Genomic DNA, 13,720 nt, shown 5'->3' with positions numbered 1-13,720 from the left:
TGTTTTACTCCCAGAACAACTTCTATGCTAATGCATTTTCTTTTACTTCTTGCGGCGTGTTTTTCGAAAACGCCCACATACCTACAAATGTAATAAAACCATTGAGCATGAGTTTAGAAAACCCAAACTCAAACGAAAACTGGCTAATGCTTATTTCTTCTATTAGATAAGTCAGGAATGGCGAGGCAATACATACAAACGGGATGAATTTATCTACTACAGGGCGTTTGAGATATAAGCCAAAAGCAAATAAGCCCAGCAAAGGCCCATAAGTATAGCCTGCAATATTAAATACGGCCGAAATAACCTCTTGGCTATTTAATGCCTTAAATATCACTATTACAATAATAAAAACCACCGTAAACCCAATATGTACCCAATGTTTTAGCTTTTGTCTTTCGGCTTCTGAGCGGTTTTCAAATTTCAGAAAATCAACACAAAAAGAGGTTGTAAGGGCTGTAAGGGCCGAGTCAGAGCTGGCATAAGTAGCAGCCGTAATACCCAATAAAAACGTAACCGCTGCCAAAGTACCAAAATGATTCCCCAATGCCAATGCCGGATATAAGTCATCAGTTTTAGCAGGTATCGGGAAACCCATTTGTTCTGAATACACATAAAGCAACACGCCAAGGCTCAGGAATAAGAGATTTACAAATACCAGTACAACATAAAACCAAAACATATTTTTCTGGGCTTCGCCAATACTTTTACAGGTAAGGTTCTTCTGCATCAAATCTTGGTCTAGCCCCGTCATGGTCATGGCAATAAACGCCCCCGACAAAAAGTCTTTCACAAAATGGTGTTTATTAGCCCAGTCCCAAACAAAAATCTTAGAATAAGGGCTATCTGTTACTGTAGTAATCACCTCGCCTGCTGTCAGGTTCAATTGTTTGGCAATCAGATAAATTGTCAATACAAGGGCTGTCAATAAAAAAAATGTTTGCAGTGTGTCGGTGATAATAATTGTTTTTACACCACCTTTAAAAGTATATACAAATATAAGCGCCATGGCAATAACTACGGTAAGCTCAAAAGGCACGCCTAAATCTTCGAAAATAGCCAATTGAAGTACTTGTACGGCTACGTACATTCTTACGGCAGAGCCAACAGTGCGAGAAAGCAAGAAAAAAGCCGAACCTGTTTTATAAGCCCAGAATCCAAAGCGTTTTTCGAGATACCCGTAAATCGAAATCAGGTTGAGCCTGTAATACATCGGCATAAGTATAGTGGCAATTACCCAATAACCTACGGCATAGCCCAAAACAACCTGAAAATAAGAAAACTGGATTTTTCCGACCGCACCCGGCACCGAAACGAACGTTACACCCGAAATTGATGTTCCTATCATACCGAATGCCACCAGATACCACGGAGACTGACGATTAGCCGTGAAAAATGTATTGGTATCGGCGCCTCTGGCTGTATAAACAGAAATAGCAATCAGAACTAAAAAATAGATGACAAGAATGGTCAGGGCAAGCGTTGAACTCATTGGTGCTTAGGTTTATTAATTTGTTTCAATTTGGGTCAAATATCAAAACTTTTTTTGCTATAACAAAACGACTCTTTGCGAAGAATGAATTATATTAGCATAAAAATAGACAAAATACGTATTAATAGAGTCTGTTGTTTTCGTTAATAAGTGTATCATCAACATTAAGATTGTTTAACATTAAAATATTAGTAAAGTTTATAGAAATGGCAACATTACCGAATCCGGAAGTTGAAATCATAGAGGAAGTAATCGAAGATATTGCACACATTAAGTTATGGGAACTGGTAGTATATAATGATGATGTGAATACTTTCGACCACGTGATTGAAACTTTAATCGAGGTTTGTCAGCATTCTCCTGAGCAAGCAGAGCAATGTACGCTCATTATTCACTACAAAGGCCAATGCGGTGTAAAATCAGGTGATTTTGAAGAATTAGCTGCGCTGAGAAACGAAATTTGCAGAAGAAAAATATCGGCAGAAGTAATGTTGAAATAAGACATACGCTGTACCCTGATATTACATTAAATCCATAACAATAATTAATTACACCAAAAAGGTCTGATTACATTGAACTTCCCCTCTAAATTAATAGAAGACGCTGTCGTTGAAATCTCAAAGCTCCCCGGTATTGGAAAAAAATCTGCCTTGAGACTGGTTCTGCATTTGCTCAAAAGAGAAGAAACCCAAACACAGCTTCTGGCCGATGCGTTGGTAGCCATGCGCACCAAAACATCGTACTGCCGCAAATGTCATAACATTTCAGACGATGAACTCTGCCAGATATGTAGCTCTCCACGCCGTGAGCAGCAGATTATTTGTGTAGTAGAAGATACTCGCGATGTACTGGCTATTGAAAACACAGCGCAATACAAAGGTTTATACCATGTACTGGGCGGAATCATATCGCCATTGATGGGCGTTGGACCAAACGATTTAAACATCGATTCACTGCTGAAACGCATCGAACAAGCCGATGAAAACGAAAAAGTGCAGGAGGTGATTCTTGCCCTAAGCCCAACTATGGAGGGTGATACTACTGCTTTTTATCTACAAAAGAAACTGAAAGCATTTCCTGTTAAAATCAGTACTATTGCACGGGGTATTCCTATTGGCGGAGACCTGGAATATACCGACGAAGTTACACTCGGCCGCAGTATCCTTAGCCGTATAGCTTATGAATAATTGCATATAGAAATGCTAATATATCTAGTATATATTTTCACAAACCCATGATAAAACAAGATCAACCTGCTGCTTTTCCTAAAGCTAAAAGCTTTCCTCGCATTAAAATATGCTGTATCAGCAGTATTCAGGAGGCACAAGATGCTATCAGTTTTGGTGCATCAGCATTAGGTTTGGTAGCCAAAATGCCTAGCGGCCCCGGCCCTATTGCCGATGAGCTAATCCGTGAAATTGTGGCTACTATCCCTCCACCCGTAGCATCATTTCTACTTACAAGCCGGACCGACACTAAAGCCATTATTAAGCATCAGAAAACTGTAAATAGTAATGTTGTTCAGATTGTTGATGCCATTAGCTCCGGTGCTTATACCGATTTTAGGAATGAGATTCCAACTGTAAAAATAGTACAGGTGATACATGTAGTTGATGAAAAAAGTATCGACGAAGCACTGGCTATTGCCGAGCACGTAGATGCACTTCTGCTTGATTCGGGCAATCCCAATCTTTCGGTAAAAGAGTTGGGTGGCACAGGCCGTGTACATAACTGGGCTCTGAGCCGTAAAATTGTAGAGCAAGCCAAGGTTCCGGTGTTTCTGGCAGGGGGCTTAAAGGCCGAAAATGTAAGAGCTGCTATCGATAATGTACAACCTTACGGCTTAGATTTGTGCAGCGGTGTTCGAACAAACGGGCATCTGGATTTGTTTAAATTAGAAGCATTTTTTAACGAGGTTTATAAGCTTTAAGCCTTATATTTGTGCCTTTCATATTTCATTTATTATAAATCCCTGCGCAAACCATGAACAGAAAAGATTTCATCAAAGCAATTGTCGGAAGCTCTTTCTTATTAAAAATGGGTGATGTTTTTGCTAAGCCTGTTAGCTTCGAAGGTATGTACACCCTGGCTCCTCTTCCGTATGCCAACGATGCACTAGAGCCTCATATAGATAAACTTACGATGGAGATTCACCATGACCGCCATCATAAAGCATATGTCGATAATCTGAATAAAGCCATTGCCGGCACAGATATGGAAAAAGTACCATTTCCGCAACTAATCAAAGATATTAGCAAATATCCGGTAGCAGTTAGAAACAATGGTGGTGGCCACTGGAACCATACGTTTTTCTGGCAAATATTAAGCCCTAAAGGCGGTGGAACTCCTAAAGGTAAATTGGCTTCGGCTATTAATAGTTCTTTTGGCAGTTTCGATAAAATGAAAGAAGAATTCAACAAAGCAGCTACCACCCGTTTTGGTTCGGGTTGGGCATGGTTGATTGTTGGCCCAGATAAAAAACTTAAAATCACATCGACAGCCAATCAGGATAATCCGTTGATGGACGTAGCAGCAGACAAAGGTACGCCTATCTTGGGTATCGACGTTTGGGAACATGCGTACTACCTGAAATATCAGAACAAACGTGCCGATTATATCAGTGCATTCTGGAATGTAGTAAACTGGGATAAGGTAAGCGAAAACTTTGACGCTGCCTGAAGATAAAATATTTGTATCAAAAACGCAAAAAAGGATTTACACACAGTAAGTCCTTTTTTGCCTATTATAGGCTGATATTTACTATTTTTTTGCTATATTTGCTATAATTTAATGCTTTCTTGTATTGACTCCCATGAGTGAACAAAATCCTAAGTACGATCCGCTTCAACAAAAAGAAGTTATTGATGACATGTTTGAGAACTGGTTTCTCGACTACGCATCTTATGTAATTTTAGAGCGTGCTGTACCTGCCATCGAAGATGGACTAAAACCGGTACAGCGCCGAGTTATGCATGCACTCAAAGAAATGGACGATGGCCGCTTCAATAAAGTAGCCAACGTTATTGGGTCTACCATGCAATACCACCCTCACGGTGATGCCTCTATCGGAGACGCCATTGTTTCTATGGGTCAGAAAAACCTTTTGCTAGATACACAAGGTAACTGGGGAGACATACGCACCGGAGACGGCGCCGCTGCCCCTCGTTATATAGAGGTAAGGCTATCGAAATTTGCCAACGATGTGCTCTTTAATGAAGATACTACCGAATGGCAGATGTCTTATGATGGGCGTAAGCGTGAGCCTATTAACCTTCCGGCTAAGTTCCCTTTGTTGTTGGTACAAGGTGTTGAAGGTATTGCCGTTGGGCTTTCGACCAAGATACTGCCGCATAACTTTATTGAAGTGTGCGAAGCATCTATTGCTTGCCTGAAAAAAGAACCCTTTCAGTTATACCCTGATTTTCTGACAGGTGGTATGATTGATGTAAACACCTACAATGATGGTTCGAGAGGTGGTAAAGTAAAAGTAAGAGCCAAGATTTCGGAAGCCGATAAGAAAACACTCATTATCAGCGAAATCCCGTTTGCTACTACAACCTCATCGCTTATCGACTCAATCATTAAAGCTAATGATGCCGGTAAAATAAAAATAAAAAAAGTAGAAGACAATACAGCCAAAGACGTATCTATTATTGTACACCTTGCGCCGAATACTTCGCCCGATATTACGATTGATGCCCTTTACGCATTTACCGAGTGTGAAGTTTCTATTTCGCCTAATGCCTGTGTGATTATTGACGAAAAACCAAACTTCACTTCTATAAGTGAGATTCTTCGTCTTTCAACACAGCAAACCATGCATTTGCTGAAAAGAGAGCTCGAAATCAAAAAGCATGAACTGAAAGAGAAATTACTTTACAGTTCATTAGAAAAAATCTTCATCGAGAACCGCATCTATCGTGATATTGAAGAGTGTGAAACTTTTGAAGCAGTAATACAAACTATTGATAAAGGTTTAGAGCCTTTCAAGAAAGACTTTTATAGAGAGATTGTAGAGGAAGATATTTTACGTTTGTGCGAAATCAAAATCAAGCGTATCTCTAAATATGACTCTTTCAAAGCTGACGAACTAATGCGCCGCTTAGAGCAGGAATTAGCCGAAGTAGAAGATAACTTGCTGAACCTTGTTCGTTTCACGATTAGCTTCTTCAAAGACCTGCTAAAGAAATACAGCAAAGGCCGTGAGCGTAAAACCGAAATCAGACAATTTGAGGCTGTACAAGCAACAGTAGTAGCTGCCAACAACCAGAAACTTTATGTTGACCGTGAGGGTGGTTTTATTGGCTATGGTCTCAAAAAAGATGAATACGTTATGGACTGCTCTGATATTGATGATATTATTGCCTTCAAGCGTGATGGCAAGTATGTGATCACAAAAGTGCAGGAAAAAGTATTTGTAGGTAAAGACATCATCTATTGTTCGGTGTTCCGCAAAAACGATGAGCGCAAAATCTACAACGTTATTTATGTTGATGCTAAATCGGGTACATCTTATGCCAAGCGTTTCTTTGTAACGGGTATTACGCGTGACAAAGAATATGACGTAACGATGGGTAATCCGAAGTCGAAGGTCTTGTATTTTACGGCCAACGATAATGGCGAAGCAGAAACCGTATTAGTGAACCTGACGGCCAACTCAACTGCCAAGAAAAAACAACTGGACTGGGATTTTTCTACGCTTGCTATCAAAAACAGAAGCTCAATGGGGAACGTACTCACTAAGTTTCCTGTAAGAAAAGTTGTGTTGAAATCGGCAGGTAAATCTACTTTAGGTGGTGTTGATATCTGGTTTGATGCCGTGATAGGTAAGCTAAACAGAGATGAACATGGCTTGTACTTGGGCAACTTTGGCTCTGAAGACCGCATATTGGTTATCTACAAAGATGGGCAATATGAGTTAACCAATTTTGAGCTTACCAACCGCTACGAACCAAGAGAGATTTCTAAAGTAGTAAAATTCTCGCCTGATAAAATCATTTCTTGCTTATACTACGAAGGCGAACACAAAATCTATTATATCAAGCGTTTCAAAATCGAAACTACAACTATCGACAAGAAGTTCTTGTTTATAACCGATACTAAAAACTCTCGTTTGTTAGCCGTAAGCACCGACAAATATCCTCGTATATCGCTCAAAACCAAAGCTGAGAAAAAAGCTCCGGTAGAAACGCAGGCTATTAATGTTGATGAGTTTGTAGAAGTGAGAGGCTGGAAAGCTATCGGCCAGAAACTGAATGTATATGATGTAGTTGAGGTAAAAATGCTTGACCCAAAGCCTGAAGAGGTATCGGTAAAACAAGAAGCCCCTGCAAGCAACGGGATTCAAACTGAAGCACCAGAACCACCAGAATCTGGCGAAGGAGAAGACAATGACAAACAACTGGCTTTGTTCTAATGCAAATGATACAATGATTTAATTATATTATGAGGGGAAATTTACGTTTCCCCTTTTATATTTCTACTATTCATAACCTAAGTATTCTATAATTATGCGCTGCCTATTTCTTGCTATCTTCTGCCTTTTTCAATCGCTTGTGCAAGCACAAACACTTATTGATAAGATAAAGAAACTCAGGCATAATACTGAATGGCAACAGGTTGTAGCAATTCCCCTTTCATTCCCCACCCATCATCCGCAAGGCATGGTAAAGATTGGAGATTTTATATATATGAGTTCGGTTGAGGTACAAAAACCACCACGGAACGGAGAGCCGGGCGAAGGCATCGGGCATCTGTTTAAAATGGATTCTACCGGAAAACTGCTGGCACAAACTACCCTTGGCGAAGGCACAATGTATCACCCCGGAGGTATCGATTATGACGGTAAACAAATATGGGTGCCGGTAGCCGAGTATCGCCCTAATAGCCAATCTATTATCTACAAAGTTGACCCCGCTACGCTGCAAGCAACAGAAGTACTGCGCTTTAAAGAACATATCGGTGGGATTGTACATAACACCAATGCCCATACACTTTTCGGCATTAGTTGGGGTTCAAGAAATTTTTATGAGTGGAAGCTCAATAAAAAAACACAAGTAAGCAACGCTAGTGCTTCGCCTGACGAATTACGTATACTTAATCCATCGTTCTATATCGATTATCAGGATTGCCACTATGTGGGGAAAGACCTAATGCTATGCTCGGGCCTTCAACGATACGCTGATGGAAAACAGAGTATCCGCTTAGGAGGCTTTGACCTTATCAGCTTAAAAGACTACCGCCCTGTCCATCAGGTACCTGTTCGTCTATGGTCACCAACGGGCTTACCGATGACCAATAATCCGTTCTGGATAGAATCCACTGCCAAAGGTATAAGAGCGTATTTCGTACCTGACGACGACAAAGCCTCTACACTTTTTATTTATGAAACTGCAATACAGCCCTAAAGCAGTTCATAAACCTCTCAATATTAAGCTTTTGTAAAAAACAAAAATTTTTCTTCCAAAATTTGGTAGTTTAAAAATTACTTATTATTATTGCCGAATATTTCGGCATAACAATCCGAAAATATCGGCAAAATGAAAAACGGTACAACGAAAACATTACTAGCTTTTAATATTGCTCATCTGAGAAAATTAAAAGAATTAAGCCAGGGAACTTTGGCAGAAACCTTAAAAGTACCAAGAACCACACTTGGCTCTTGGGAAGAAGGAAAATCGTCGCCTACTAATGAAGCACTGGTAGCGATTGCCCGTTTTTTCGATGTCTCGGTTGATACACTACTAACAATTGACCTGACACCTGTAAAAGACCTGAAAAGCCTGATAGAGATAGGTGGCAAAAGAGTGCTATTTCCGATAGTAGTTGATAAAGAAGGAAACGACCTTATTGAGCTGGTACCTGTAAAAGCATCGGCAGGTTATCTGACGGGCTACAACAACCCCGAGTTTATTCAGAGCCTGCCACGTATTTCGCTGCCGTATATTGCCAATGGTAAATACCGGGGTTTCCCGATTATTGGAGACTCTATGCCACCTTTAGAAAAAGGAGCATTTGTGATAGGTAAATACCTTGAAAATTTATCTGAAATAAAAGATGGTAAAACTTATATAATACTTACCCAGAATGATGGGCTGGTTTATAAAAGAATACATCAGTTTAATATATCAGACGGGTATCTGATGCTCCACTCTGATAATAGTTATTATATGCCGTACAAACTGCCTTTTGAAGAAATTTTTGAAGTATGGGAATTTGTCTGTAGCCTCAATCCTGCAGACAGACAACCTTCTGACTTAGTGTTTTCGGTCTTACAAAGTATTCAGTACGATGTACAGACTATTAAGCTAAACATGAAGTTGTAAAGTCTATATCGATAGTAAGGGACTCTAGAACTGCTGTTTGATTATTAAAAAAAATCTTATAACTCATTTAAACAAACCTAAAATGCAAACCGCTAAATTTCTGAGCATGAGAATTTATGAATATATGGCCGAGGGCATCGATTTTAAGATGCACGATTTCCTGCCGGCCTCTAATAAAAAGCAAGCCCTGAAAAAGGTAAAGTCAACAATTGCCAAAATGGGCTATCAAAAGCCAACTTCGCTTAATTTAATACCTGTTAAGGGGTAAAAATATTTTTTATGATTGAATCCCAGAATTTGCTTAGAAGAGTGCCGGAGAGAAATAGCTAATCCATACACCACTTTTTTAATTAAAATCACATTTATCCTTTCGCTGCTGCTAGGCTGTTTCTCTTTACTCTTCCATCTGTTTTATAAAAATATTTAGTTTCTCCCCTATCTTTTTACTATGCTTATACGTATATAAAATTTATATTTTCTGATATTCGTACTGAGCTGTTTATGAACGTTTTGCCAGACATTGAAAAATATTATTGGTTTTAATGCAAGAATTTTAACTAAAACTTAGTTAAATTCGTGTTGTGCTTTATATAATTTTGAGACAGAATGCTTGAGAATCGTAAACAAATTATCCTTTTCTTCTTTTTTACTATACTTATGATTTATGCCGGGAGGCTACTATATCTACAAGTAATAGATGACAAATACCGCTCATTAGGTTCAACCAACGCTATCAGAAGAGACGTACAGATTCCACTTCGTGGACAGATATATGACCGTAACGGCAAACTATTAGTAGCCAATGTTGAGGTGTATGATATGTACGTAACACCCCGCAAAGTAAAACCCCTTGACACCCTCACATTCTGCCGTTTATTTGGTATCACACGCCAATATTTCGATAGTACCATGCGCATGGCCAAAGAGTACTCGGTCAACAGGTCATCTTTGTTTTTACGACAATTATCAAAAGAAGATTTTGCCAAGGTAGCCGATGCTATGGTAAATTTTACGGGTTTTCATTTTGAACAATCGTTTTTCCGTACGTATCCGGCTCATACTATGGCTAATGCCCTTGGGTATATCGGTGAGTTATCGAAGAAACAATATGACGAACAGGGCGAAGCAAAATATTACAGAAAAGGTGATTATATTGGCCTTACAGGTTTAGAAAAGCAATATGAGCTCGACCTCCGGGGGCAACGAGGAATCAGGTTTACGATGGTAAACGTAAAAGGTGAAGATAAAGGCTCTTATGGCAACGGTGAGTTTGATACGCTGGCTGTAATTGGTAAAAACCTTTATTCAACCATTGATGTTGAAGTGCAACAACTAGCCGATAGCCTTTTCCAGAACAAAGTAGGTGGCGTGGTAGCCATAGAGCCAAGCACAGGCGAAATCCTGACTTTGGGCTCGTATCCAACCTATGACCCTAACGAGCTTTCAGGCAGGCTTTTCTCTGCCAAATTCAGAGAACTATCGCTTAACCCTGATAAACCACTGCTCAACCGTGTAACCAACTCTTTTTATCGGCCGGGATCTACATTTAAGCTGGTTCAATCGGCCGTTGCTTTAGAGCTTGGGGTTATAACGCCTACTACTTCTTTTACTGGCTTTCCGGCTCCTATGGCTTGCCACGGGCACTCGGCGTTTCATACAGCCAATTTGCACAATGCTATCCAGAACTCTTGTAACCCTTATTTCTTTAATGTTTTCAAGAAAATTATAGGTAACAACAATATTTCAAGTCCTTTTCTTTCGGCACGTGATGGCCTTGCAGTATGGCATACCATGATGGAGAAATTTGGCTTTGGTGTTAAATTAGGAATTGACCTACCGGGCGAAAAAGCCGGACTCTTGCCAAGTGTTGAACGTTACGACAAAGTATATGGCAAAAACCAATGGAAATTCTCTAATATTTACTCGTTAAGTATTGGTGAAGGAGAACTTGGGGTAAATGTATTGAAGCTAGCTAATTTCTGTGCTGCTTTGGCAAACCGAGGCTATTGGCGAACCCCTCACCTGGTAAAAGGAATCGGTAAACCTTCAGGTGGTGTAGATGCCGATTTAGTTAAAGTACACAAAACAGATATTGACGCCAGTCATTTTGAGCCTGTTGTAGATGGTATGTATGATGTGGTTGAACACGGTACAGGCCGTGTGGCACGGCTGGAAGGAATTGAAGTATGTGGTAAAACAGGAACATCACAAAACAAAAAAGGTGGTGACCACTCCCTTTTTATAGCCTTTGCACCACGTGTGAACCCTAAAATTGCCATTGCCGTAGTAGTAGAAAATGGTATCTGGGGTGCACGAGCCGCTGCGCCTATTGCAGCCTTATTGATAGAAAAATATATCAAACGAGATATTAAACGTAAAGAGTACGTAGAGCAAATCATGAATACCAGTTATCGTACAACTGCAAGCCGTGGTGCTCAGCCAGTTAAAAGTGGTACTCCTGAAAATTAAGAACTTGCTAATAAGCAAATAAAAATACCCCTCGGAAAGGGGTATTTTTATTTATAAGCTATTTACTGAGTTTTCAACATCGGAAATAGCCGCTTGATATCCTCGTCTGTTGGTCGTGAACCATACTCACAAATCTCAAAAGATTCCGCATGTTTTACATTGGCTGCATAGCTTTTACCATACCATTTTTCGAGCGAAGTTCTTGCTTCTGGTGTAATAGCTACCGCTCTTGTTTTGGCAAGCCATGCTTTCCTTTCAGCATCTCCTTTAGGTACTTGGTCCAGAAAACCGCCAATCCAAGGCAACCATTCATATACCTGCGAAACATGAGCATCTAGTGCGTAAACTTTTTGCTCATATACTGCCGAAATATCAACCACTACATCGGGTCTGAATGGGTTTGGTCTTTGAAAATGGTCTTGAAAATACAAGAAAACCGGATTTTTCTTTAATGGCTCAATATCAGGTGCTACGTTTGGCACACCAACCATATAAGCAGCATCTTGCACCAATACGCCTGTATATCTGTGGTCGGGGTGATAATCGTTCGGGCGAGGAGCAATTACTACATCGGCTCCCCACTCTCTTATTTTACGTATAATCTGAAGTCTTACACTCAAGGTGGGCAATAGTTCACCGTCATGATTATCGAGTACATCATACTCTACACCAAATCTGCGGCCTGCTTCTTTTGCTTCGGCCAATCTTCGTTTGGCTAATATGCCACCACCTTGGCTCTGGTGCCCGGCATCGCCATTGGTTACCGAAACAAATTTTACGGCATGACCCATTTTTGCAAATAAAATACCTACTCCTCCTGATTTCAAATCGCAGTCATCGGGGTGAGCGCCAATCATAATAATCCTTAAAGGTTTTTGTGTCTGGCTGTAAGTTGTAGCACTTACCAGCAGAAAGGCTAGCAGGAATATACGTCTTAACATAGTTTTTTGGTTAAAAGGTTGAATACTAGAGTATCTTTAAAAATTACTTCTAAGGCAGAATAATAAAATTTAAACATACTCTTACTAAATTACCACTAAAAATATAATATTTTCGTATTGTTTACAATCTATTCAGCACACAAAAAAATACAATTTTTTATGAATAAAATATATTCTTTTTTCGCCATTATTCTTTTAAGCTCAGCACTTACTGTTAAAGCTCAAAAAACAGCTGATACAGGTACACTTACTATTCCGAAAATACCAGATTTTGAAGTAGATGGCAAAGGTACAGGTACATATTGGACAAAAACCAACTGGGTTTCTTTAACGCAACGCCGAAAAGAAGGAAAAATCTATAATACTGATACCAAAGTATTGTATTCAGATACAGGCATTTATTTTCTGTTTCATTGCCAAGACTCACTCATTACCTCAACCATGAAAGAAGATTTTGCCAATCTGTATCTGGAAGATGTAGTAGAAGTATTTTTGTGGACAGATGAAAGCCTGCCTATCTATTTTGAATACGAGCTATCGCCACATAATTATGAGCTGCCTATTTTAGTACCCAACACGAAAGGCACATTTCTGGGTTGGCGCCCCTGGCACTATGAAGGCGATAGAAAGACCCGACATGCAACTTATATCGAAACCAAAAATAATGTTATTACAGGCTGGAATGCCGAGTTTTTTATTCCTTATGCTTTGCTAAAACCTTTGAACAATGTTCCACCTAAAAAAGGCACTAAGTGGCGAGCAAATATGTATAGAATAGATTATGATAATAAAAGCTCAACGTGGTCGTGGCAATTGACAGGCCCGAGTTTTCATGACTATGAGAAGTTTGGTACTTTTATTTTCGATTGATGCTATTATTCGTCAAGACCTGTGTACGGTAGCAAGGTCTTTTGGCCTATTATCAGTAAACCTTGCTTTTTTCTTGAAAAATATTTTACATTTGCCCAAAATAGAACTCACGAATGACCTTACAACAACTTTTTCAGCGAATTGGCGAAAACCCTGGTTTTTTGCTCTTTTATTTTCTGATTATTCCTATGGCGGCTGTTGTAGCTGGCTTTTTGGGTAAAGGCGAAGGGCACCTTTCTCCCTGGAAATACCTCTATGCTATTCTCATTTATCTGGTAAGTGTGCCCGGTATTTTTGCAGTAGCGCTCAATATTTACTTTTTTCTGTTTCAAAGAGGTGATGTGATGCAGACCGACGTTTATATGCAGATTCTACCTGTTGTAGTAATGCTCGTTACGATATTCATTATTCGCCGAAACGTCGATTTATCACTTATTCCGGGTTTTAATAAAATTTCGGGTTTGTGGTTTATGCTTTTTTCTACTATGTTTCTGATGTGGTTGCTTGAAAAAGTACATATTGTGGTTTTTTCGTATATGCCTTTTCAATATTTATTAGGAATCTTCGCCGTACTTTTTGTTCTTATTTATATAGGTTGGCGACGATTTATAGCTAAATAAATC

General features: G+C 39.5%; 13 protein-coding genes. 11 read left to right on the top strand and 2 right to left on the bottom strand.

What is annotated here, in order from left to right; all coding sequences use genetic code 11:
* Nucleotides 1-22 precede the first annotated feature (22 nt).
* On the bottom strand, nucleotides 23-1,492 hold the full coding sequence (locus tag WAE64_RS08385; protein WP_340235829.1) for a sodium:solute symporter: 1,470 nt from the start codon (nucleotides 1,490-1,492) through the stop codon (nucleotides 23-25).
* 206 nt (nucleotides 1,493-1,698) lie between these two features.
* On the opposite strand from WAE64_RS08385, the gene WAE64_RS08380 reads away from it, so the two are divergent.
* The 9 genes from WAE64_RS08380 (at nucleotide 1,699) to WAE64_RS08340 (ending at nucleotide 11,286) form a co-directional block, all read left to right on the top strand.
* Nucleotides 1,699-1,992, top strand: coding sequence for an ATP-dependent Clp protease adaptor ClpS (locus WAE64_RS08380; protein ID WP_340235827.1), 294 nt, complete (start codon nucleotides 1,699-1,701; stop codon nucleotides 1,990-1,992).
* Nucleotides 1,993-2,064: 72 nt separating this feature from the next.
* Nucleotides 2,065-2,679: a recombination mediator RecR gene (recR, locus tag WAE64_RS08375; RefSeq protein WP_340235824.1), complete on the top strand. Its 615-nt coding sequence runs from the start codon at nucleotides 2,065-2,067 to the stop codon at nucleotides 2,677-2,679.
* A 47-nt stretch (nucleotides 2,680-2,726) separates the two neighbouring features.
* On the top strand, nucleotides 2,727-3,422 hold the full coding sequence (locus WAE64_RS08370) for a phosphoribosylanthranilate isomerase (protein WP_340235822.1): 696 nt from the start codon (nucleotides 2,727-2,729) through the stop codon (nucleotides 3,420-3,422).
* 53 nt (nucleotides 3,423-3,475) lie between these two features.
* Nucleotides 3,476-4,171 carry a superoxide dismutase gene (locus tag WAE64_RS08365; protein WP_340235820.1) on the top strand — a complete coding sequence of 232 codons (696 nt, stop codon included), beginning with the start codon at nucleotides 3,476-3,478 and terminating at the stop codon, nucleotides 4,169-4,171.
* A gap of 133 nt (nucleotides 4,172-4,304) precedes the next feature.
* Entirely contained in the window at nucleotides 4,305-6,908 is a 2,604-nt protein-coding gene (locus WAE64_RS08360; RefSeq protein ID WP_340235818.1) for a DNA gyrase/topoisomerase IV subunit A, read from the top strand.
* A gap of 94 nt (nucleotides 6,909-7,002) precedes the next feature.
* Nucleotides 7,003-7,899 carry a DUF6454 family protein gene (locus WAE64_RS08355; protein WP_340235816.1) on the top strand — a complete coding sequence of 299 codons (897 nt, stop codon included), beginning with the start codon at nucleotides 7,003-7,005 and terminating at the stop codon, nucleotides 7,897-7,899.
* Nucleotides 7,900-8,031: 132 nt separating this feature from the next.
* Nucleotides 8,032-8,817, top strand: coding sequence for an XRE family transcriptional regulator (locus WAE64_RS08350; RefSeq protein ID WP_340235814.1), 786 nt, complete (start codon nucleotides 8,032-8,034; stop codon nucleotides 8,815-8,817).
* 82 nt (nucleotides 8,818-8,899) lie between these two features.
* Nucleotides 8,900-9,085, top strand: coding sequence for a hypothetical protein (locus WAE64_RS08345; protein WP_340235812.1), 186 nt, complete (start codon nucleotides 8,900-8,902; stop codon nucleotides 9,083-9,085).
* Between the two features lie 338 nt (nucleotides 9,086-9,423).
* The gene (locus tag WAE64_RS08340; RefSeq protein WP_340235809.1) at nucleotides 9,424-11,286 is read left to right on the top strand and encodes a penicillin-binding transpeptidase domain-containing protein; all 1,863 of its coding nucleotides are present in this window, start codon (nucleotides 9,424-9,426) and stop codon (nucleotides 11,284-11,286) included.
* Nucleotides 11,287-11,348: 62 nt separating this feature from the next.
* Here WAE64_RS08340 and WAE64_RS08335 read toward each other — a convergent pair whose 3' ends face one another.
* Nucleotides 11,349-12,227 carry a PIG-L deacetylase family protein gene (locus WAE64_RS08335; RefSeq protein ID WP_340235804.1) on the bottom strand — a complete coding sequence of 293 codons (879 nt, stop codon included), beginning with the start codon at nucleotides 12,225-12,227 and terminating at the stop codon, nucleotides 11,349-11,351.
* 159 nt (nucleotides 12,228-12,386) lie between these two features.
* Here WAE64_RS08335 and WAE64_RS08330 point away from each other — a divergent pair, with 159 nt between their 5' ends.
* A complete protein-coding gene (locus WAE64_RS08330; protein ID WP_340235803.1) occupies nucleotides 12,387-13,097 on the top strand; it encodes a carbohydrate-binding family 9-like protein in 711 nt (236 codons plus the stop codon).
* 113 nt (nucleotides 13,098-13,210) lie between these two features.
* A complete protein-coding gene (locus tag WAE64_RS08325) occupies nucleotides 13,211-13,717 on the top strand; it encodes a hypothetical protein (RefSeq protein WP_340235802.1) in 507 nt (168 codons plus the stop codon).
* Nucleotides 13,718-13,720 lie beyond the last annotated feature (3 nt).

Origin of the sequence: Emticicia soli (assembly GCF_037860775.1) — a bacterium.
GTDB classification, from domain to species: Bacteria; Bacteroidota; Bacteroidia; order Cytophagales; family Spirosomataceae; genus Emticicia; species Emticicia soli.
This window is presented reverse-complemented; position numbering and strand designations above follow the sequence as displayed.